This is a genomic window from Lacrimispora amygdalina, assembly GCF_900205965.1.
GTDB lineage: Bacteria > Bacillota > Clostridia > Lachnospirales > Lachnospiraceae > Lacrimispora > Lacrimispora amygdalina_A.
In genome coordinates, this window is sequence record NZ_OAOF01000020.1 from 57827 (window position 1) to 77937 (window position 20111).

A 20111-nucleotide genomic window follows, 5' to 3' on the forward strand; every position below is an offset into this window, starting at 1 on the left:
TTTTTGAGTTTTGAAACAATTTAACCAGCAGTCTGCGCCCAGTCTTACTGGCTGCATATTTTTTAAATAGGTGTTGACAACTAATATTATATGACATATAATAACATCATGTTATACAACGTATAATATAAAGACATAAATAATATTATAGATGAAAAAATTAAGTCAGAGGAAAGGTGGTCTATCGTGGGATCGAAACGTTTGTACCGTTCAGTGAAGAACAAGGTTTTATGTGGAGTTTGCGGAGGAATTGGTGAGTATCTGGTTGTGGATCCGGTTATGATAAGGCTGATATGGATTCTGCTTATGGTGTTTCAGACATGGAGACATCTGTTTCACCTGTTTACAGGAGCTTCCTTAATCGGTGGAAGCATTGCTATTTATATACTTGCAGCAGTGATCATACCCAAAAATCCTGATGTAAACAGAGATTAAAGGATTATGCAGACAGGAAAGATAGGAGTGGACGTATGGTTTTTAACACAGGAGCAGCATTATTGGACGCCATTGTTCTGGCAGTTGTAACAAAAGACCAGGAAGGAACTTACGGCTACAAGATCACCCAGGATGTAAGAAATGTTATTGAGATTTCAGAATCAACGCTTTATCCTGTGCTACGCAGACTTCAGAAGGAAGAATGTCTGGAAGTATATGATCTTGCATACGATGGAAGAAACCGCAGGTATTATCGGATTACGGAAAAAGGGCGGATACAGTTAAATCTCTATAAGAGCGAATGGGCGGGCTATTCGCAGAAGATATCCCGTATTTTTGAGGAGGCACATATATGAGCAGGGATGAGTTTATGAGAGAGCTGGAATATCTGCTGGCGGATATTCCGGATGAAGAAAAAGAAGATGCGATTGAATACTACAGGGATTATCTGGAAGAGGCGGGAGCAGACAATGAGGAATCGGTGATCCGGGAATTTGGAAGTCCGGAGCGTATTGCGGCCATGATCCGGGCAGATATGAATGGTCATTTAAAGGATGGCGGCGAATTTACAGAGAGCGGTTTTCAGGATGAACGTTTTAGGGATCCCAATTACCAGATGGCAAAGCGGTATGATCTTCCGGAGGTTACCAGACAGCCGTCTGAGGACAGCAGTTATGAACAATCCAGCCGGGAAGAGGGCAGAAGAAGACGAAGGAAGGACAGACGCCCGGTCAGGATTATTTTGTGGATTATACTGATCATTTCAGCATCACCTATGCTTTTGGGGATAGGCGGAGGGATTCTCGGCATTCTGGCAGGAATTGTAGGGGCGCTGTTTGGGGCAGTAGTGGCCCTGGGAGCAGTTACGTTTGCATTCCTTGCAGCAGGATTTGCCCTGGCTGTTGCTGGATTTACTGCCATGATTCTGCACCCGTTAAACGGAATACTGCTATTGGGGCTGGGCATACTTATCCTTGGTCTTGGCATTGTTTTTCTGGCAGTGTGCGGTTTGTTTTATGGAAAGTTTCTTCCGTATTTATTCCGAAGCATTATCGATATATGTAACAGATTTCTGCATGGAAGGAGGACCCGGACATGAACAAATTTGTGAAAAGATGTCTGATTACAGGGTTAATCATGATGGTGGCAGGCGGGGCCATGGCTGTTACCGCAGTATCTTATGGAGCCAGCATCTGGGATCTTACTCCCAATGGAGCGATCCGTTGGAGGAACACACTGGATGATTTCTCATTTGACAATATGGACTATAAATATGAATCAGGACCGACGGACGATTTCTCTTATTTAGATTTTGAGGAACCTGCCGAAAAGGGAAGTCAGATTTATACCACTGGTATGGCGGACAGTCTGTCTGCAGAGATCAGGACCGGCAGGCTCATTATAAAAGAAGATCCGGACGTGAGTGAAATAACTATATACAGCAATAAACAGAAAAACAGCTGGCATATAGAAGAAGACAATGGAACCTTGAAGTTGAAAACAGACAGCGGGCTTTCACTAGATGACGATGATCTTGTGATGACGGTCAGTGTACCAAAGGGTTTTCAATTTTCTGATGTATACCTGGAAGTTTCCAGAAGAAAAGGTCTTGGTAAGAAAAATGGGGTCACTCCCGCTGCAATCTGCCGCTCGTTATCAGCAGATGATATGAGACTGGAAGCAAATGCAGGAGCGATCTCTGTAAATAAGGGCAATGTCAATGATTTAAATATTGAATGTAATGTGGGCGCAGTGGAATATACCGGAACAACGACTGGAGATATTAATGGAGAGTGCAGAGTGGGAGCAGTAAAGCTTTCGCTTTCAGGAAAAAAGGAAGATTATAATTACAAGTTCCAGTCAAGTCTGGGAGCCATAAAAATTGCAGATGATCAAATGGCTTTCATTGCAAGCGGAGATAAATGGGATTATTCCGCAGATAAAGACATGAGTCTGGATTGCAGTACAGGTGCTATTGAAGTGAATTTCTATTAATTATATCAGCTTGGTGAAAACGAGAGAGGAGATTAAACATGGAGAAAAAATTATACCGTTCTGATACGGACAAAATGCTGTGCGGCGTATGTGGCGGAATCGCAGAATACTTTGATGTAGACCCAACAATAATACGTCTTTTATGGGCGATTCTTGCCTGTACCGGTTCTGGAATTCTGGCATATATCATAGCAGCGGTGATCATACCCAGGAGATAATCAGCGAGAAAAGAGAGAAGCGATTTTTGCTTCTTTCTTTTTGTTTTGTTTAAATGGAGTTTATTTCCATTTGAAACGGGCATACTCTTTTTAGATTCATGAAAGGAGAACGACAGTATGCCAAAAGGAAAGAAAAATGAACCCTTCGATCCACGCAATTTAAAACCGGAGGAGATACTTAAATTTGAAATAGCAACAGAGCTTGGTCTGGATGAGAAAGTGATAAAGGGCGGCTGGCGCTGTTTAAGTGCTAAGGAAAGCGGCCGGATCGGCGGTCTGATTACCAAAAGAAAACGGGAAATGAAAAACGACGCATTGGAGAAAAAAGAGGAAGTATAGGTGAAAAGCAGGAATTATCTTGCACCCTGGTCAAAAATCTTTTATAATATTCCTCAAAGAGGAAGCAAATGATGGAAAAAAAAGAATTACGATGCGGATTTACCACTGGCACCTGTGCGGCGGTTGCTGCTAAGGCGGCAGCAGCAATGCTGCTTTTGGATAGCCGGTTACAACATATGAAACTAATGACGCCAAAAGGGACGGAAGCCGATCTGCCCCTTTTTCATGTTGTCATGGGACCGGACAAGGTATCATGCGCAGTTGAAAAAGATGCAGGTGATGACCCGGATGTTACCAACAAGGCTTTGATCTTTGCATCTGTGGAATTTCTAACTGGAGACGAATCTTTAGCTGGTAATTCCTATGTGAGAGAAACGGCCGGAGAATCTGGAACGCTGGTTTTAACAGCGACAGAAGGAATCGGCCGGGTGACCAAACCCGGCCTTTCCTGCCCGGTTGGATATCCGGCTATTAATCCGGTGCCAAGGAGCATGATTTTTGATGAAGTGGATGAGATAAGAAGAACTGCCGGTTATAAAGGTTCCCTGCTGATCTCCGTCTGGATTCCAAAGGGCAGGGAGCTTGCAGAAAAAACGTTTAATTCCAGGCTTGGAATTGTAGACGGGCTGTCGATTCTTGGAACAACTGGAATTGTAAAGCCCATGAGCGAGGAGGCTCTGACTGCCACCATCAGGCTGGAGCTTCATATGAAAGCGGCTGCTGGTCAAAAACAGGTGATTTTAACTCCTGGTAATTATGGAGAGACATTTATAAAGGAAACGTTAAACCTCCCGGCAGGGGAAGGGGTTACCATCAGCAATTTTATCCGAAAATCCTGTACAATGGTGAAGGAAGAAGGATTTGAGCAGGTTCTTTTTGCAGGGCATATTGGAAAACTGATAAAGGTCGCGGGAGGTGTGGAAAATACCCATTCCAGGTATGGTGACCGTCGTATGGAGGTACTCTGGGACTGTGCCCGGACGTTTTTGGATATTGAAGCAAAGGAGACCCTGCTCCAGTCCAATACTATGGAAACGGCTGCCGGAATATTAAAAGAGCTGGGAATCTTAAAGCCGGTTATGTCCGAGGTGGTAAAACGGATAAAGGCATACATGATGGATTGGACAGGTGGGATTCCAGTGGAAGTGGTAACGTTTTCAAACACTCTGGGACTTCTTTCCATGACACCAGGTGTACCGGAGATGATAAAACAATATTCTGCGTCAGATACATAGAATAAACAACAGATAAGTAAAGTTCAGGAGGATAATAAATGGCTGGGATCATGTATGGCATTGGAGTAGGTCCGGGAGATCCGGAATTGATGACTTTAAAGGCAGTCCGCAGAATCCGGGAAGTGGATGTGATTGCCATCCCTCACACCGATAAAAGTATTTGTACTGCATATCAGATTGCAAAAGCGGCAGTTCCGGAAATAGAGGAAAAGGAATGTCTGTATCTGCCTATGCCCATGACAAAAGATAAGAAGATTCTAAAAGAGAGCCATGACCTGGCTGCGAAAGCAGTGATGGAACGGCTGGACAGAGGGGAAAATGTAGGATTTATTACACTTGGCGATGTTGCTATTTATTCCACCTGCAGCTATCTGTTAAACAGACTTTGGGAGGAAGGCTATGCAACCCGGCTGGACAGCGGGGTTCCCTCATTTTGCGCCGCAGCTGCCAGGCTTGGTATTCCTCTTGTCACCGGAGCGCAGGAACTTCACATTATTCCGGCCTCTTATCAGATTAAAGATGCGCTGAAGCTTTCCGGTGTAAAGGTTCTTATGAAAGCAGGGAGACAGATGAAGGCGGTTAAGGAAGAGTTAAGGACCAGTGGTTTAGAGGCTGTTATGGTGGAGAACTGCGGCATGCCAGAGGAACGGGTCTGTCATTCTCTTTCAGAGATTCCAGACGAAGCAGGTTATTATTCATTGATTATAGTGAGGTAGTGATGGTACATATAGTTGGAGCAGGTCCGGGATCACCGGATTTAATAACAGTAAGAGGGAAAGAGCTTTTAGAAAATGCAGATGTAATTATTTATGCAGGTTCTCTGGTTAATCCGGCTCTTTTGAATTACAAAAAGACAGATTGTGCTGTTTATGACAGTGCGAAGATGACACTGGAAGAGGTAATAGAAGTGATGGTGCAGGCGGAGGCAGGAGGAGAGACGACGGTCCGTCTTCATACCGGTGATCCCTGTATATACGGAGCAATCAGAGAACAGATGGATGAGCTTTTAAAAAGGGGGATTTCTTATGAAGTCTGTCCGGGAGTCAGTTCGTTTTGCGGAGCTGCGTCTGCCCTAAAGATGGAATATACCCTTCCGGATGTAACACAGAGCGTGGTGATTACCAGGATGGCGGGGCGTACACCGGTACCGGAACGGGAATCTATCGCTTCTTTTGCCGCCCATGGTGCGACTATGGTGATTTTTTTAAGTACAGGGATGCTTAAAGAACTTTCAGAAGAACTTGTCAGGGGCGGATATTCACCGAAGACGCCGGCAGCAATCTGCTATAAGGCAACCTGGCCGGAAGAAAAGACGGTGGTTTGTACGGTAGAGACCCTGCAGGAATGTGCTAAAAGGGAGCAGATACGAAAAACAGCACTGATTCTGGTAGGAGATGCTGTGTCTCAAAGCGACTACAAACGCTCCCTTCTTTATGATCCTTCCTTCACAACGGAGTACCGGAAGGGAACCGGGGAGACGGTATGAAACTTGCTGTCATATGCTTTACCCAGGCAGGAGCCCGGACTGCATGCAGGCTGATGGAAGGCTTGTTAAAAGAAGGAGATTTGATAGAAGGTTATGGAAAAGGGCAGGGACTTAAGCCTGTCACAACGTCTTTGGGAGAGTGGACAAAGAAACAGTTTCTTGAAAAAGACGGAATCGTGTTTATCGGTGCCATGGGTATTGCGGTCCGATCCATTGCCCCGTATTTAAAAGGGAAAGCAGTCGATCCTGCAGTGGTGGTGCTGGACGATGAAGGAAAATTTTGCATTTCTGTACTTTCCGGGCATCTGGGGGGAGCCAATGAACTGGCTGGACGTGCTGCTGCGGTTACCGGGGGCCAGGCAGTAATTACAACGGCTACCGATGTACATGGAAAATTTGCGGCTGATTTATTTGCAAAAAGGATGGGGCTTGCCATTACAGACCTTAAGAAGGTAAAAATGGTGTCTGCTGCTGTTTTAAGGGAAGAGACGGTTGGCTTTTACAGTGACTTCCCAATTGAAGGTACGCTGCCGGAGGAATTATGCCTGGAGGCAGAGGCAGATACCGGTCTTTTTATTACAATAAAAGATCTGCCGGAGAAGGGGAAAACAGATCATTTGCTCAGGCTTATCCCCAAAATTGTGATTCTGGGGATCGGATGCAGGAAAGGAACGTCTGTAACAGCAATTCGGGATGGGGTATCACGGGTTATAAATAAATATCATTTATCCCCGCTTGCCATCGCAGGGTGTGCAAGTATTGATTTAAAGAAAGAGGAAGAAGGAATCTGTGCATTTGCTGCAGAGACAGGAATTCCTTTCTATACATATCCGGCAGAAATCCTTGCTGAAACAGAGGGGGAATTTACTCCCTCTCCATTTGTAAAGCAGATCACAGGTGTGGACAATGTGTGTGAACGGGCGGCACTTTGCTGTGTAAAGGAACTGGGGGGCGGAAAACTGATTGTCAAAAAAGAAGTGGCTGCCGGCGTGACAGTTGCGGCTGCCGTCAGGGATTGGAAGGTAAAGTTATGAAAACAACAGGTAAATTATATGTGGTAGGGATCGGTCCGGGTTCGTACGAGGATATGACTGTCAGGGCAGTCAATGCGATAAAAGATAGTGAGATAATTGTTGGATATACCGTGTATGTAGATCTTTTACGGGAACATTTTCCGGAGAAGGAGATGCTCACTACCCCCATGCGGCAGGAGCAGGAACGGTGCCAGATGGCAATTTCAGAAGCAAAGAAAGGAAAACGGGTTGCCATGGTCTGCAGCGGGGATTCTGGTGTATACGGAATGAGCGGACTTATTCTTCAGCTGGCAGAAGATGCACAGGATCTGGACATAGAAATGATTCCCGGTGTCACAGCAGCACTCAGCGGAGGTGCGGTGCTTGGTGCACCTCTGGGGCATGATTTCGCCGTAATCAGCTTAAGCGATCTTCTTACGCCGATGGAACTGATTGAAGACAGACTTAAGAATTCTGCCCTTTGCGATATGGTCATCTGTCTTTACAACCCGTCCAGTAAAAAACGGGCGGATTATCTGAAACATGCCTGTGAAATCGTGCTGCAGTACCAGAAACCGGAGACGGTATGCGGACTTGTCAGAAACATTGGCAGAGACGGAGAAGAGATGGAGGTTTTATCTCTTTTACAGCTGAAAGATACCAGGGTGGATATGTTTACTACCGTTTACATAGGAAATTCCATGACCAGTGAGATAAACGGACGAATGGTCACACCGAGAGGATATAAAAATGTGTAAAATCTTGATTTTCGGAGGTACGACAGAAGGGCGGCTTCTGGCTGAATTCTGTCATGAAAACCAGGTCGGGGCATGGGTCAGCGTTGCCACCGGATATGGGAAGAGGATGCTTTTGGAAAGCCCGTTTCTCCGTATTCACGATACCCCCATGGATGCGAAAGAAATGGAAGTCTTTATCAGGGAAAATGAAATTTCTCTGGTACTGGATGCCACGCATCCGTATGCTGCAGAAGTAAGCCGGAATATTCTTCATGCATGCACTGCTTCAGGGACGAAACGATTAAGGATACTCAGGGAGTCACTAAAAGGCAGCAGCGGTGGAGAACATGTGGTATGGGTGGATTCCATGAAGGAGGCCATCCGCTTTTTAAATCAGAATACAGGCAATGTGCTGGCTACGACAGGAAGCAAGGAGCTTGAATGCTATACAACCATGGAAGGCTGGGAAGAACGGGTATATGCCAGGGTTCTTCCGGCAGTATCCGTACTGACTGCCTGTGAGCAGATGGGATTTAAGGGAAACAGAATTATTGGTATGCAGGGACCATTTTCCGAAGAGCTTAACCGGGCGATGATCCGGCAGTATGATATTCGTTTTCTCGTTACAAAGGAAGCCGGCCATGCGGGAGGTTTTTTAGAAAAACTGCAGGCTGCTGCTTCCTGTGAAATAACAACGGTTGTAATAGGACGCCCTATTAACGAAGAGGGTGTGGGCTTAGAGGAAGCAAAGGAGATTTTAATCAGCAGGAAACCGGCAAAGACATCTTCTTGCAAAGGAGCTATTTATTTAATAGGAACCGGAATGGGCGGACTGGAGCAGATGACGGTAAAAGCCTTAAAGACTTTGCAAAACTGCCAGGTGGTATTCGGGGCTGAACGAATTCTTCATGATATGGGAGACTTAAGCCCGGATGTATTAAAGCTGCCTTATTATTTAAGTAAGGATATCCTTCCCTGGCTAAATGAACACGGGGATTATAAGAGGATTGCAGTTCTTTTCTCCGGTGATGCCGGTTTTTACAGCGGTGCGGAAAAAATGGCTGCTGCTCTTTTAGAGGAACCGTATTGTGAACTGTATGAAACGGAGATTCTTCCAGGGATCTCTTCCGTATCCTATTTATGCGCCAGACTTAAGACCGGCTGGGAGAATGTCCGGCTGATCAGCCTTCATGGCAGAGAATGGGATCTTCTGAAAGAATTGAAAAGTAATCAAAGAATTTTCGCCCTGCTGGATAAACGTAATTCCGTAAGTGCGCTGTGCAGTCTTTTAGAGGAGAATGGGTATGAAGATGCCCGGCTGTCTGTAGGAGAACGGTTATCCTACGAAGACGAACGGATCACCAGAGGAACGCCCGGGACGCTTAAGAATCAGAGGTTTGATATCCTGTCTGTGGTATTGATTGAGAGGTAATAAATGAGAGATGAATTGTTTATCCGGGGCGATGTTCCCATGACGAAAAGTGAGGTCCGGGCCGTCTGTATATCCAAACTGGAACTGGACCCGGATTCCATTCTTTATGATATCGGAGCGGGAACGGGTTCGGTATCTGTTGAGGCATCCGTGTACTTGACTAACGGAAAAGTTTTTGCTGTGGAAAAGAAGCCGGAAGCCCAGGAACTGATAGAAGCCAATAGAAAGAAGTTTAACGCGGATTGTATCACCGTGGTAAAAGGAACAGCTCCAGATGCCTTGTCCGGTCTTGAAACAGCCACTCACGTATTCCTGGGAGGGACTTCCGGAAATCTGGAAGAAGTTTTAGATCTGGTATTAAGGGAGAATCCGAATGTCAGGGTTGTTGCTAATTTCATTGCCCTGGAATCTTTAACTGATATGCTTCTGTGGCTGAAAAAGCATTCTATAGAAGCAGAGATTGTTCAGATGCAGGTTTCAAGAGCAAAAACAGCAGGCAGTTATCATATGATGATGGGCCAGAATCCGGTCTATATCATTTCCTTCGGAGGGGAAGGAGGAATATCTTTTGAGACAGGGGAATAAGCGGATCATGCTTGCTGCGCCGAAAAGCGGCAGCGGAAAAACCATGATTACCTGCGGGCTTTTGCAGGCATTTTTATTAAGAGACATTACCTGCCGCTCCTTTAAATGCGGACCAGATTATATTGATCCCATGTTCCATAAGGCTGTTCTTGGCATAGACGGAGGAAATCTGGATACATTTTTTCTGGATACAAAATCGGTGAGAGAACTTTTAATAAGGGAGTCGGAGGAGACAGAGATCTCTGTCATAGAGGGAGTTATGGGTTACTATGATGGAATGGGGGGAGACAGTACCTGGGCAAGTTCCTATGAAGTGGCCTGCGCAGTGGAAGCGCCGGTGGTGCTTATCCTTGACTGCAGAGGCTCCAGTCTGTCTCTTGCCGCTGTTTTAAAAGGTTTTCTGGAGTACAGAAAAGACAGCCGTATTGAGGGAGTGATTTTAAACAGAATATCACCGGTAATGGCAGAGCGGTTAACTCCTCAGATTAAAGCCCTGGGAATCCGTGTTTTCGGATATCTTCCCCAATGCGATGAGGCAGATTTTTCCAGCCGCCATTTAGGGCTTAAACTTCCTGGTGAAGTGGAAGGGCTGAAGGACAAATTAAAAAAACTGGCTTATAAAATGGAAGAGACAGTTGACATAGACGGACTCCTTGAATTATCAGAAACTGCCCCTGTACTTTCTTTTGAATCTGAAAGTAACAGGAAAGAAAATTTAACAGTTACCAGTGAGAAAGTACCGGTGGGAATCGCCGTTGATGAGGCTTTCTGTTTTTATTATCAGGAAAACAGAAAGCTGTTAGAAGAGATGGGGGCAGAACTGATCCCGTTCAGTCCGCTCAGAGACAGCCGTCTGCCGTATGGAATCTGTGGGCTTATACTGGGTGGAGGATACCCGGAACTTTATTTAAAACAGCTGTCTGAGAATCAGGATATGCTGCGGGAAATCAGGGCTGCCAACAGGAACAAGATCCCCATTCTGGCTGAATGCGGTGGTTTTCTCTATCTTCATGAGGAGCTGGAATCAGAGGAACATGAAGTTTACCAGATGGCAGGTGTCATTCAGGGAAGGGGCTTTCCAGCAGGGAAATTAAAACGGTTTGGATACATAGAAGCAACAGCGAAGGTAGATTCGCCGTTTCTTAAAAAGGGAGAGTCTGTCAGAGGGCATGAATTTCATTACTGGGACAGTACAAATAACGGCGAACAGATGGAGGCACGTAAACCTGGCCGGAATATGAAATGGGATTGTGTACTGGCGCAAGGCAATGTAATGGCAGGTTTTCCCCATTTTTATTACCCCTCAAATCCAGGTATTCCGGAAAGATATTTAGAAGCATGCAGACAGGTTATGAAACAGAAGAGGAAAAACCTATGAAGGAATTTGAAATACTGCAGGGGAATCCAGAGGATATTGAGCAGATTACAGACCTTTATAATGCAGTGAATGATTATTTGGAAAGTCATATCAATTATCCGGGATGGATAAAAGGAGTTTACCCTGTTAAAGAGAATGCACAGGATGGTGTGGAAAAGGGAACTCTTTACGTGCTTTGGGCGGATGGTAAAGCAGCAGGATCCGTGATTATCAACCAGTCTCAGGAAAAAGGATATGAAACGATAGCATGGAAACAGGAAGCGAAACCAGAGGAAGTAGCAGTAATCCATACATTTTTAGTGCATCCTGATTTCCTTGGAAGAGGGTTTGGAAAAAAAATGCTGGAGTTTGCGGAGGAGAAAGCCAGGGAACAGAAAAGAGCTGTAATCCGTCTTGATGTAAATGAAAAGAATACGCCTGCTATCAAGCTTTACAAAAAGCTTGGCTACTGTTTTGCAGGAAAGGCAGATTTAGGCTACGGTGAATATGGAATTCCCTGGTTTGAACTTTATGAAAAGGATTTAACTGGAAAGGCATAGAAAATGAATGAGGAACTGAAGGAGTATCTGTCAGGGATACAGCCGCCTGATAAAACGGCAATGGATACAGCACGCCTGCGCTGGGCTCATGTAGCGAAGCCCTTAAACAGCCTGGGGGTTTTGGAAGAAGATATCATAAAAATAGCAGGAATCAGGGGGAGTTCTCTCGTATCCTTACAAAAACTAGGGCTTCTGATTCTTTGTGCAGATAACGGAATCGTAGAAGAGGGCGTCACTCAGACCGGAATGGAAGTCACTGCAGTAGTTGCTGAAAATATGACAAGAGGCAACAGCAGCGTGTGTATTATGGCAAGACGGGCCGGTGTGGATGTGTTTCCGGTTGATATGGGAGTTGCAAGAGATCTGGTCTCCGGCTCCTGCCATCCTCTGATCAATAGAAAGATCGCGTATGGAACAAAGAATTTCCGAAAAATGAAAGCAATGACAAGAGATGAAGCTGTCCGGGCAGTCTTAGCTGGAATAGAACTTATGGGTGAACTCTCAGAAAATGGGTATGATCTGGCAGCAACCGGAGAGATGGGAATTGGAAATACAACTACCAGCAGTGCAGTTGCAGCACTTTTGTTAAAGCAGGACGCTATACGGCTGACCGGAAGGGGTGCCGGGTTAAATGATGCAGGTCTGAAACAGAAGCTGAAGGTGATTCAGGACGCAGTGGCTGAATACGGCCCCAATTGCCGGGATGAAATTGATATACTGTCAGCAGTGGGCGGTTTTGATCTGGCTGGTATGACGGGAGTATTTTTAGGGGGAGCCATTTACCGGATTCCTGTGCTGTTAGACGGCTTTATATCAGCAGTTGCAGCTCTTCTGGCAGAACGGATCTATCCGGGGTGCAGGGATTTTATGATTGCTTCCCATGTGTCTGCAGAACCGGCAGGACATATTCTTCTTGAAGAGCTGGGGCTTCCTCCTCTCATACAGGCCGGCATGTGTCTGGGTGAAGGAACGGGAGCGATTGCAGCAGTTCCGCTGCTTCAAATGGCGGCGGATGTATATGGAACCATGAGCTCCTTTGAGGATATCGAGATCGAGGCTTATAAGCCTATGGAGGATCAGTCATGACTGTCCTTATAATCGGTGGAAGCGGCAGCGGAAAATCCGAATATGCGGAAAATCTTTCGATTTCTTTGGGAGTAGACAGGCGGGTTTACATTGCCACTATGAAACCATGGGATGAGGAGTGCAGAAACAGAATTATAAAACACAGGAAAATGCGGGAGAAAAAACAGTTTGAGACTGTGGAATGCTACCGCAGTTTAAAAAAACTGGAACTGGGAAACAGACCTTCGGTTGTTCTTCTGGAATGCATGTCCAATCTGGTTTCCAACGAACTGTTTGGTTTGTGGGAGGCTGGGGACGCACCGGCTCTTAATAAAGAAACTGCTGTGGAAGAAATTATAAAAGGAATCTTAAACTTAGAGAACCAGAGTGAGCATCTGGTTATCGTAACCAATGAGGTATTTTCTGATGGAGATCATTACAGTCCCCAAACCAATGATTATCGTCAGGTTTTGGGAAGCATCAATCAGCTTGCAGCCAAAAGGGCTCATATGGTGGTGGAAGTAGTGGCAGGGATCCCCATCAAAGTAAAAGAAGGAATTAATTGAAAAAAATCCTCATGTATGTTATATTTATAACATAGTAGCATCCTGATACCAAAAACCAGTTTTGAGGTAGAAGGTTCGGCATTTGAGGAATTGTATGTTTGCCGCGCCTTTTTGGGCGCGGCTTTCCTATTTTCAAAGATAAAGGGAAAGAGGGGAAGAAGCATGGAAACAAGAATTGCTGTGATCGGTATTGTAGTGGAAGAAGAAGATTCTGTGGAAATTTTAAATGATATTCTTCATGAATACCGGCATTTCATCATCGGACGTATGGGTATTCCATATCCCAAAAAGGGAGTGAGTGTCATCAGTATTGCGGTGGATGCTCCTCAAAACACTATTTCCGCTCTGACTGGAAAGATTGGAAAGTTAAGCGGGATCAGTTCCAAAACAGCCTATCAGAATGTGAATGCTTAGAAGCACAAATAATCACTGACGGGAAAGCAGCAGCTGACCCAAAAGAAAGGATGAATTACTATGTATGATCCAAAATCGCTGAAAGCGGAAGAATTCATTTCTCATGAAGAAATTCTAGAAACTCTTGATTATGCGGAACAAAACAAAGATAATGTGGAGCTGATTGATCAGATTATTGCAAAAGCCAGAGAATTAAAGGGGCTTACCCACAGGGAAGCTTCCGTTCTTTTGGCCTGTGATATACCGGAGAAGATCCAGGAACTTTATAACCTGGCAGAGCAGATCAAAAAGAAGTTCTACGGAAGCCGTATCGTGATGTTTGCGCCGCTCTATCTGTCCAATTACTGTGTAAATGGCTGTACCTATTGTCCCTATCATTTAAAAAATAAACATATTGCAAGAAAGAAACTGACTCAGGAAGAAGTGGCCAGAGAAGTGATTGCCCTTCAGGATATGGGGCATAAACGTCTTGCTCTTGAAGCAGGAGAAGATCCGGTCAATAACCCGATTGAGTATATACTGGAATGCATTGACACCATCTATTCCATCAAGCACAAGAACGGTGCCATCCGCAGAGTGAATGTCAACATCGCTGCAACAACAGTGGAAAATTACAGGAAACTGAAGGATGCTGGAATCGGAACCTATATTTTATTCCAGGAAACCTATCATAAGGAAAGCTATGAAAGTCTTCATCCAACTGGCCCCAAACACGATTATGCTTACCATACCGAAGCGATGGACCGGGCTATGCAGGGCGGTATCGATGATGTAGGAATCGGAGTGCTCTTCGGACTGGAACGTTACAAATATGAGTTTGCCGGTCTGCTCATGCATGCGGAGCATTTAGAGGCAGTTCATGGAGTAGGTCCCCATACCATCAGCGTTCCCCGTATTAAGAGTGCTGATGATATTGATCCCAATGCTTTTTCCAATGGCATCGACGACGAGATATTTGCCAAGCTGTGTGCACTGATCCGCGTCTGCGTTCCATACACGGGCATGATCGTATCCACAAGAGAAAGCCAGAGCGTTAGGGAGAAGGTGATCCGACTCGGTGTATCCCAGATCAGCGGCGGCTCCAGAACCAGTGTGGGCGGTTATGAGGAAGAGGTGCGCCCTACGGAAACTGAGCAGTTTGACGTATCAGACCAGAGAACCCTTGATGAAGTGGTTCACTGGCTGATGGACTTAGGCTATATCCCCTCCTTCTGTACGGCTTGCTATAGGGAAGGCAGGACCGGCGACCGTTTCATGAGTCTTTGCAAAAGCGGTCAGATCCAGAACTGCTGCCAGCCCAATGCGCTTATGACATTAAAGGAATATTTAATGGATTATGCTTCCGAGGATACAAAGAAAGTGGGAGAGGCGTTAATTGCAGCGGAATTAAACAATATACCGAAAGAAAAGGTACGTTTGATCTGTGAAGATCATCTGGAGAAAATTGAAGCTGGAATCCGGGATTTCCGGTTCTGATATACTATTGACGACTGAAAAGAGGAGAACAATATGGGATTAAATGAGACGCCGTCATCTGAAAGAATTCACATTGGCTTTTTTGGCCGCCGCAATGCAGGAAAATCAAGTGTTGTCAATGCAGTAACAGGGCAGGAACTGTCTGTAGTATCGGATATTAAGGGAACCACAACAGATCCCGTTCATAAATCCATGGAACTTCTTCCCATGGGACCGGTAGTAATTATCGATACACCGGGATTTGATGATGAAGGTGCACTGGGAGAGATGCGGGTGCGTAAGACAAAGCAGATCTTAAACCGGGTGGACTGTGCAGTACTGGTTGTGGATGGTACCGCTGGAAAAACGCAAGTGGATGAGCAGCTGATCGGCTTATTTACAGAAAAGAAAATTCCTTACGTAGTTGCTTACAATAAGTCTGATCTTGCAGGAGACGGAGAATATGCAGACGGCTTATCCGTAAGCGCCCAGAACGGGTATCACATTCATGAACTGAAGGAGCGGATCGGAAGTCTGGTCAACACCGGAGATATGAAGATGCGGATTGTAGGGGACTTACTAAAACCCTGTGATCTTGTTATTCTGGTTATTCCCATTGATTCTGCAGCTCCAAAGGGGAGAATCATTCTGCCCCAGCAGCAGACCATGAGAGATATCTTAGAGGCTGGCGCTGTTGCTATCTCTGTCCGAGATACGGAATTAAAACACACCATTGAAAAGCTGGGAACGAAGCCTTATCTTGTTATAACAGACAGCCAGGCGTTTGAACAGGTGAATAAGGACACGCCGGATGATATTCTTCTGACTTCATTCTCCATTCTGATGGCAAGATATAAAGGCTTTTTGGAGGATGCAATCAAAGGGGTGGCAGCAATCAGTAAGTTAAAGGATGGAGACAGAGTTCTCATATCAGAAGGCTGCACCCACCACAGACAGTGTGATGACATCGGTACTGTAAAGCTTCCCCGGTGGCTGAAAGAGTTTACGGGAAAAGAGCTGGTGATTGAGACTTCTTCCGGCAGGGAATTTCCGGAGGAACTTTCCGGCTATCAGCTGATTATTCACTGCGGCAGCTGTATGTTAAACGAGAGGGAGATGGAATACCGCAGAAAGACAGCAGCGGATGCAGGAGTGCCATTTACCAACTATGGAACTGCCATTGCTTATATGAAGGGAATATTAAAGAGAAGCTTAGAAGTGCTTCCGGATCTGGAAAAACTGATCTAGGCAGATGGATTAATAAGGCTGCCGCATCGAAGGACATTGTGTCTGGGGATGCGGCAGCCTGTGTGTATTAAGAGGTTTTTATATGAGAGGATAAAAGCTGTCTGAATGCGCGCTTTTTCTGACAGGTCATAGTGGAATGCACGGCGTGTGCGTCAAACGTGATTTTATCGTATTCAAACAGCAGTTTATAAGGATGACGAAGTTGTTCATATTCCTTTTTCTCCAGCCATCTGCATACTCATCTTTGGTATAAGTTTATCATAAAAAAAGAAAAAGGAAAAGAATAACAATTTATCAGTATTTATGATATTATAAATTTTGATAAGATTTATGACCGAGGAGTATACTGAATGAGAATTGAGACAGAACGTTTGATTATACGGTATTTCATTGTGACTATTGGGGGAAAGGCTATGCGTTTGAAAGCACTTCTGCACTTATTTCACATGCGTACTCCAGACTGGGAGCAAGGCGTATCGTATCCATGTGTAATCCTGAGAATCAGGCGTCATGGAAGCTTTTGGAACGTTTGGGATTTCGAAGAGAGGGGACTCTTTTGAAAAATATTTATTTTTTTACAGATGAGAATGATAATCCAATCTGGCAGGATACCTTTGAATACGGGTTGTTGAAAGAAGAATGGAAATTTTAATTAGAAGGGGGCTGGATCATGAATCTTTTAGGCAGTATGATGATTGCATTCTCCATGTATTCCCGGATCCCTGTGCCCCAGGTTTCATGGACGAAGGAACGGATGAAGTATACCATGTGCTTTTTTCCGTTGATTGGAGCGGTGATCGGTTTATTTGAGTATGGTGCTATTTATCTGTTTCGTGTTCTGGGATTTTCTTTTTTAGAACAAATCCTCCCTGTTGTGATCCCTGTGCTGGTTACAGGGGGAATTCATATGGATGGATTGTTAGATGTAATTGATGCAAAATCCTCCCATGGTGAGACAGAAAAAAAGCTGGAGATATTAAAAGATCCACATACCGGAGCATTTGCAATTATTGGATGCGGGATGTATTTCCTTCTATATCTGGCTTTTTTTATGGAATTAAAGCCTGATATGATTCCGGCATATTGCATGATATTTGTGATAACCAGAGCCTTAAGCGGTCTGTCTGTTGTCACCTTTCCCATGGCGAAAAAAAGCGGGCTGGCAGCAGCTTTTTCTGATGCAGCTCAAAAAAAAGTGGTTGGTATTGTTATGGTTCTTTATCTTTTCATTTCCCTGTCTGGAGTCTGGCTTTCAGCGGGAGGTGAGACTGCTTTCCTGATATTTGCCATATCAACTACGGTGTTTTTTTATTATTACCGGATGTCAAAACGGGAATTTGGAGGAATTACAGGAGATCTGGCAGGTTACTTTCTCCAGATCCTGGAATTGACGCTTGTAATGGGGCTGGCAGTACTATCTCATATAAATATATAGAAAGTTTCAGGAAGGAATTAAGATGAGGTTAATTATCGGTGGAGCGTGGCAGGGAAAGCTTTCCTTTGCCCTGCAGCTTACTAAGACACAAGTGGATGACAAGGCATCTGTGGCAGAAGGGGCGACTGATCCGTATCAGGCAGCGTTTGAGTGCAGGATCATACATAATTTCCATGAATATGTCAGAAGACTTTTGAAGGATCATATAGATCCGGATGAATTTATTTCTGATATACGGGAGAAGAATCCCGAAGTACTGATTACCATCAATGAGCTTGGCTGTGGGATCGTGCCCCAAGATCCGTTTGACAGAACGTGGCGGGAGAGTGCCGGCAGAGCGGCAGTGAAACTGGCAAAATACAGCGGCGAAGTATACCGCATGGTATGTGGTATACCGGACCGGATTAAATAGAACAGGAAAAAGGACTGACATATGTTTAAATATCATATAACTGCAGTGTTGGTCGGCTGTTTTCTGGATGCGTGTTTTGGGGACCCCTTATTTTTGTGGCATCCTGTTTGCGCAATCGGGAACATGATAAGCTGGCTGGAGAAAAAGATGCGACCCCGGTTCCCGGCAAATGTATCAGGGGAAAGACTGGCTGGTGTATGGCTTGTGGTACTGGTACTTCTAGCTGCAGGCGGACTTTCTTTTGGGTTACTTTCCGTTTCTTACGGAATTTCCCCCATAGCCGGACTGGCAGTGGAAAGCATCATGTGTTACCAGATGATGGCATGGCATTCCTTAAGAAAAGAGAGCATGAAAGTATATCATGCATTTTTAAAAAAGGATACGGAACAGGCAAGGCAGGCAGTTTCCATGATTGTAGGCCGGGATACTAAGAGTCTTTCTGATATCGGTATCACCAAGGCAGCGGTGGAAACAGTGGCGGAGAATACTTCCGATGGAGTGATTGCGCCGTTGATTTTTATGACCCTCTTTGGCGGAACCGGTGTATTTCTTTATAAGGCAGTCAACACCATGGATTCCATGGTAGGCTATAAAAACGACCGGTATCTCTGGTTTGGACGATGTGCCGCCGGGCTTGATGATGTGATGAACTTTATTCCTGCCCGTATCTCGGCATTGCTTATGGTGGCGGCTGGTTTTTTGTGCCAGCTGTTTTCCAGGGGAAGCTTCTATTGTGGGAAAAATGGATATCGGATCTGGAAACGTGACCGTTTTAATCATAAGAGCCCCAATTCCGCCCAGACCGAATCAGCCTGTGCGGGGATACTTCAGATTGAGCTGGCCGGGAATGCATGGTACTTCGGAACCTTATATGAAAAGCCTGTCATAGGAGATTCTTTGAGAGAAGTGGAATATGAAGATATAGCAAGGGCGAATGTGCTGATGACAGTTACCTACATACTGGCGCTGATTCCGGTTGTCATTCTGCTTGTGATCAGCCTTTAGAAGATACTACTGAAATGGAGAAATAAAGATGGAATATCAGCATGGCGGAGACATTTATACCAATCAGGTTACCATGGATTACTCTGCAAATATCAATCCTCTGGGTCTTCCTGCCGGCGTCAGGAAGGCACTTTTGCAGGCGGTTGAATCCTGCTTTTGTTATCCTGACAGCCGGTGCGGGAAATTGAGGAAAGAGCTTTCCTTGTTTCATGAGGTTTCTGAAAAACACATTATTTGCGGAAATGGGGCGGCGGATCTGATCTTTCAGATTGTACAGGTGATAAGACCCGGACGGGCACTTTTAATTGCCCCCTCGTTTCTGGAATATGAGCAGGCACTTGAAACTGTATCAGCAGATATATTGTGGTATGATTTAAAAGAAGAGGACGGATTTTCTTTATCCGTTCATCAGTTAATTGAATGGTTGAAATCCGAAGATCACCGGGTAGAGATGCTGTTTTTGTGCAATCCCAACAATCCCACCGGATATACGCTTGGAAAAGAGGAAATGAAGACACTTCTGGATTTCTGTAAAACCATGGGGATATACTGCGTAATAGATGAATGTTTCAATGAATTCCTTGATGATCCGAATGACTATTCTGTACTGGAACTTATATCACAAGGCGGTTATGAACAAGTTTTTATTCTGAAAGCATTTACAAAGATTTACGCCATGGCTGGGCTGCGTCTTGGGTATGGGATTACAACCGGAGAAGAAACGCTGGAAAAGATGAACTGCATACGACAGCCGTGGAGTGTTTCTTCCCTTGCGCAGGCGGCAGGAGAGGCGGCGCTTAAGGAAACGGAATATGTGAATGAGACAAGGAAGCTGATTGCAGCGGAACGGGAATATCTAAAGAAAAACTTAACAGAGCTAGGATTTAAAGTCTATGATTCTAAGGCAAACTACCTGTTTTTTAAGGATTTAAGGGAGAGTGCCCTTTCTGGGGAAACGCTTTTATATAAAGAACTTCTGGACCAACAGGTATTAATCCGGTCCTGTTCCAATTACAGAGGGCTTAACGGCACGCATTACCGGATCTGCGTAAAGCAGAGACAGGAAAATGATGCATTTCTTGCTGTATTAAAATCCATACTGATAGAAGGAGAATGAGA

At 45.0% G+C, this 20111-nt stretch carries 24 protein-coding genes and 1 pseudogene; all 25 read left to right on the plus strand.

All coding sequences use genetic code 11. The features are described 5' to 3' along the window. Positions 1-186 precede the first annotated feature (186 nt). Complete coding sequence (locus tag CRO04_RS21135) at positions 187-435, plus strand: PspC domain-containing protein (RefSeq protein WP_097006231.1); 249 nt, start codon at positions 187-189, stop codon at positions 433-435. A 35-nt stretch (positions 436-470) separates the two neighbouring features. Continuing rightward, a complete protein-coding gene (locus tag CRO04_RS21140; RefSeq protein ID WP_097006232.1) occupies positions 471-791 on the plus strand; it encodes a PadR family transcriptional regulator in 321 nt (106 codons plus the stop codon). Next, positions 788-1534, plus strand: a complete 747-nt coding sequence (locus CRO04_RS21145) for a DUF1700 domain-containing protein (protein ID WP_097006233.1) — start codon at positions 788-790, stop codon at positions 1532-1534. The genes CRO04_RS21140 and CRO04_RS21145 overlap by 4 nt, the downstream gene beginning before the upstream one ends. Then, the gene (locus tag CRO04_RS21150; protein WP_097006234.1) at positions 1531-2430 is read left to right on the plus strand and encodes a DUF4097 family beta strand repeat-containing protein; all 900 of its coding nucleotides are present in this window, start codon (positions 1531-1533) and stop codon (positions 2428-2430) included. Before CRO04_RS21145 ends, CRO04_RS21150 begins: the two co-directional genes overlap by 4 nt. Positions 2431-2468: 38 nt before the next feature. Next, on the plus strand, positions 2469-2648 hold the full coding sequence (locus tag CRO04_RS21155; protein WP_097006235.1) for a PspC domain-containing protein: 180 nt from the start codon (positions 2469-2471) through the stop codon (positions 2646-2648). Positions 2649-2765: 117 nt separating this feature from the next. Next, positions 2766-2987, plus strand: a complete 222-nt coding sequence (locus CRO04_RS21160; protein WP_097006236.1) for a small, acid-soluble spore protein, alpha/beta type — start codon at positions 2766-2768, stop codon at positions 2985-2987. A 68-nt stretch (positions 2988-3055) separates the two neighbouring features. Further along, positions 3056-4222: a cobalt-precorrin-5B (C(1))-methyltransferase CbiD gene (cbiD, locus tag CRO04_RS21165; RefSeq protein ID WP_242974590.1), complete on the plus strand. Its 1167-nt coding sequence runs from the start codon at positions 3056-3058 to the stop codon at positions 4220-4222. Between the two features lie 38 nt (positions 4223-4260). Next, the gene (gene cobI, locus CRO04_RS21170; protein ID WP_097006237.1) at positions 4261-4938 is read left to right on the plus strand and encodes a precorrin-2 C(20)-methyltransferase; all 678 of its coding nucleotides are present in this window, start codon (positions 4261-4263) and stop codon (positions 4936-4938) included. Positions 4939-4940: 2 nt separating this feature from the next. Further along, positions 4941-5708: a precorrin-4 C(11)-methyltransferase gene (gene cobM / locus CRO04_RS21175; RefSeq protein ID WP_097006238.1), complete on the plus strand. Its 768-nt coding sequence runs from the start codon at positions 4941-4943 to the stop codon at positions 5706-5708. Then, on the plus strand, positions 5705-6742 hold the full coding sequence (locus CRO04_RS21180) for a cobalt-precorrin 5A hydrolase (protein ID WP_097006239.1): 1038 nt from the start codon (positions 5705-5707) through the stop codon (positions 6740-6742). Before cobM ends, CRO04_RS21180 begins: the two co-directional genes overlap by 4 nt. Continuing rightward, positions 6739-7479: a precorrin-3B C(17)-methyltransferase gene (gene cobJ / locus CRO04_RS21185; RefSeq protein ID WP_097006240.1), complete on the plus strand. Its 741-nt coding sequence runs from the start codon at positions 6739-6741 to the stop codon at positions 7477-7479. The genes CRO04_RS21180 and cobJ overlap by 4 nt, the downstream gene beginning before the upstream one ends. Further along, the gene (gene cobK, locus CRO04_RS21190) at positions 7472-8890 is read left to right on the plus strand and encodes a precorrin-6A reductase (protein ID WP_097006241.1); all 1419 of its coding nucleotides are present in this window, start codon (positions 7472-7474) and stop codon (positions 8888-8890) included. Before cobJ ends, cobK begins: the two co-directional genes overlap by 8 nt. Before the next feature lie 3 nt (positions 8891-8893). Continuing rightward, positions 8894-9475, plus strand: coding sequence for a precorrin-6Y C5,15-methyltransferase (decarboxylating) subunit CbiT (gene cbiT / locus CRO04_RS26915; RefSeq protein WP_166432633.1), 582 nt, complete (start codon positions 8894-8896; stop codon positions 9473-9475). After that, positions 9459-10853 carry a cobyrinate a,c-diamide synthase gene (locus CRO04_RS21195; protein WP_242974591.1) on the plus strand — a complete coding sequence of 465 codons (1395 nt, stop codon included), beginning with the start codon at positions 9459-9461 and terminating at the stop codon, positions 10851-10853. Before cbiT ends, CRO04_RS21195 begins: the two co-directional genes overlap by 17 nt. After that, positions 10850-11392, plus strand: a complete 543-nt coding sequence (locus CRO04_RS21200; RefSeq protein ID WP_097006242.1) for a GNAT family N-acetyltransferase — start codon at positions 10850-10852, stop codon at positions 11390-11392. The genes CRO04_RS21195 and CRO04_RS21200 overlap by 4 nt, the downstream gene beginning before the upstream one ends. Positions 11393-11395: 3 nt before the next feature. Then, entirely contained in the window at positions 11396-12478 is a 1083-nt protein-coding gene (cobT, locus tag CRO04_RS21205; protein WP_097006243.1) for a nicotinate-nucleotide--dimethylbenzimidazole phosphoribosyltransferase, read from the plus strand. Beyond that, positions 12475-13023: a bifunctional adenosylcobinamide kinase/adenosylcobinamide-phosphate guanylyltransferase gene (locus tag CRO04_RS21210; protein WP_097006244.1), complete on the plus strand. Its 549-nt coding sequence runs from the start codon at positions 12475-12477 to the stop codon at positions 13021-13023. Before cobT ends, CRO04_RS21210 begins: the two co-directional genes overlap by 4 nt. 162 nt (positions 13024-13185) lie before the next feature. Further along, positions 13186-13437, plus strand: a complete 252-nt coding sequence (locus tag CRO04_RS21215) for a TM1266 family iron-only hydrogenase system putative regulator (protein WP_097006245.1) — start codon at positions 13186-13188, stop codon at positions 13435-13437. 60 nt (positions 13438-13497) lie between these two features. Then, positions 13498-14913: a [FeFe] hydrogenase H-cluster radical SAM maturase HydG gene (gene hydG / locus CRO04_RS21220; RefSeq protein WP_097006246.1), complete on the plus strand. Its 1416-nt coding sequence runs from the start codon at positions 13498-13500 to the stop codon at positions 14911-14913. Between the two features lie 33 nt (positions 14914-14946). Further along, the gene (hydF, locus tag CRO04_RS21225) at positions 14947-16140 is read left to right on the plus strand and encodes a [FeFe] hydrogenase H-cluster maturation GTPase HydF (protein WP_097006247.1); all 1194 of its coding nucleotides are present in this window, start codon (positions 14947-14949) and stop codon (positions 16138-16140) included. 433 nt (positions 16141-16573) lie between these two features. Continuing rightward, positions 16574-16621, plus strand: a pseudogene (locus tag CRO04_RS27320) (hypothetical protein); the annotation flags it as partial. A gap of 189 nt (positions 16622-16810) precedes the next feature. Further along, positions 16811-17575, plus strand: coding sequence for an adenosylcobinamide-GDP ribazoletransferase (locus CRO04_RS21235; RefSeq protein ID WP_097006248.1), 765 nt, complete (start codon positions 16811-16813; stop codon positions 17573-17575). A gap of 22 nt (positions 17576-17597) precedes the next feature. Further along, complete coding sequence (locus CRO04_RS21240) at positions 17598-17987, plus strand: bifunctional adenosylcobinamide kinase/adenosylcobinamide-phosphate guanylyltransferase (RefSeq protein WP_097006249.1); 390 nt, start codon at positions 17598-17600, stop codon at positions 17985-17987. Between the two features lie 21 nt (positions 17988-18008). Then, a complete protein-coding gene (cbiB, locus tag CRO04_RS21245; RefSeq protein ID WP_097006250.1) occupies positions 18009-18992 on the plus strand; it encodes an adenosylcobinamide-phosphate synthase CbiB in 984 nt (327 codons plus the stop codon). Positions 18993-19020: 28 nt separating this feature from the next. Continuing rightward, the gene (locus tag CRO04_RS21250) at positions 19021-20109 is read left to right on the plus strand and encodes a pyridoxal phosphate-dependent aminotransferase (protein WP_097006251.1); all 1089 of its coding nucleotides are present in this window, start codon (positions 19021-19023) and stop codon (positions 20107-20109) included. Positions 20110-20111 lie beyond the last annotated feature (2 nt).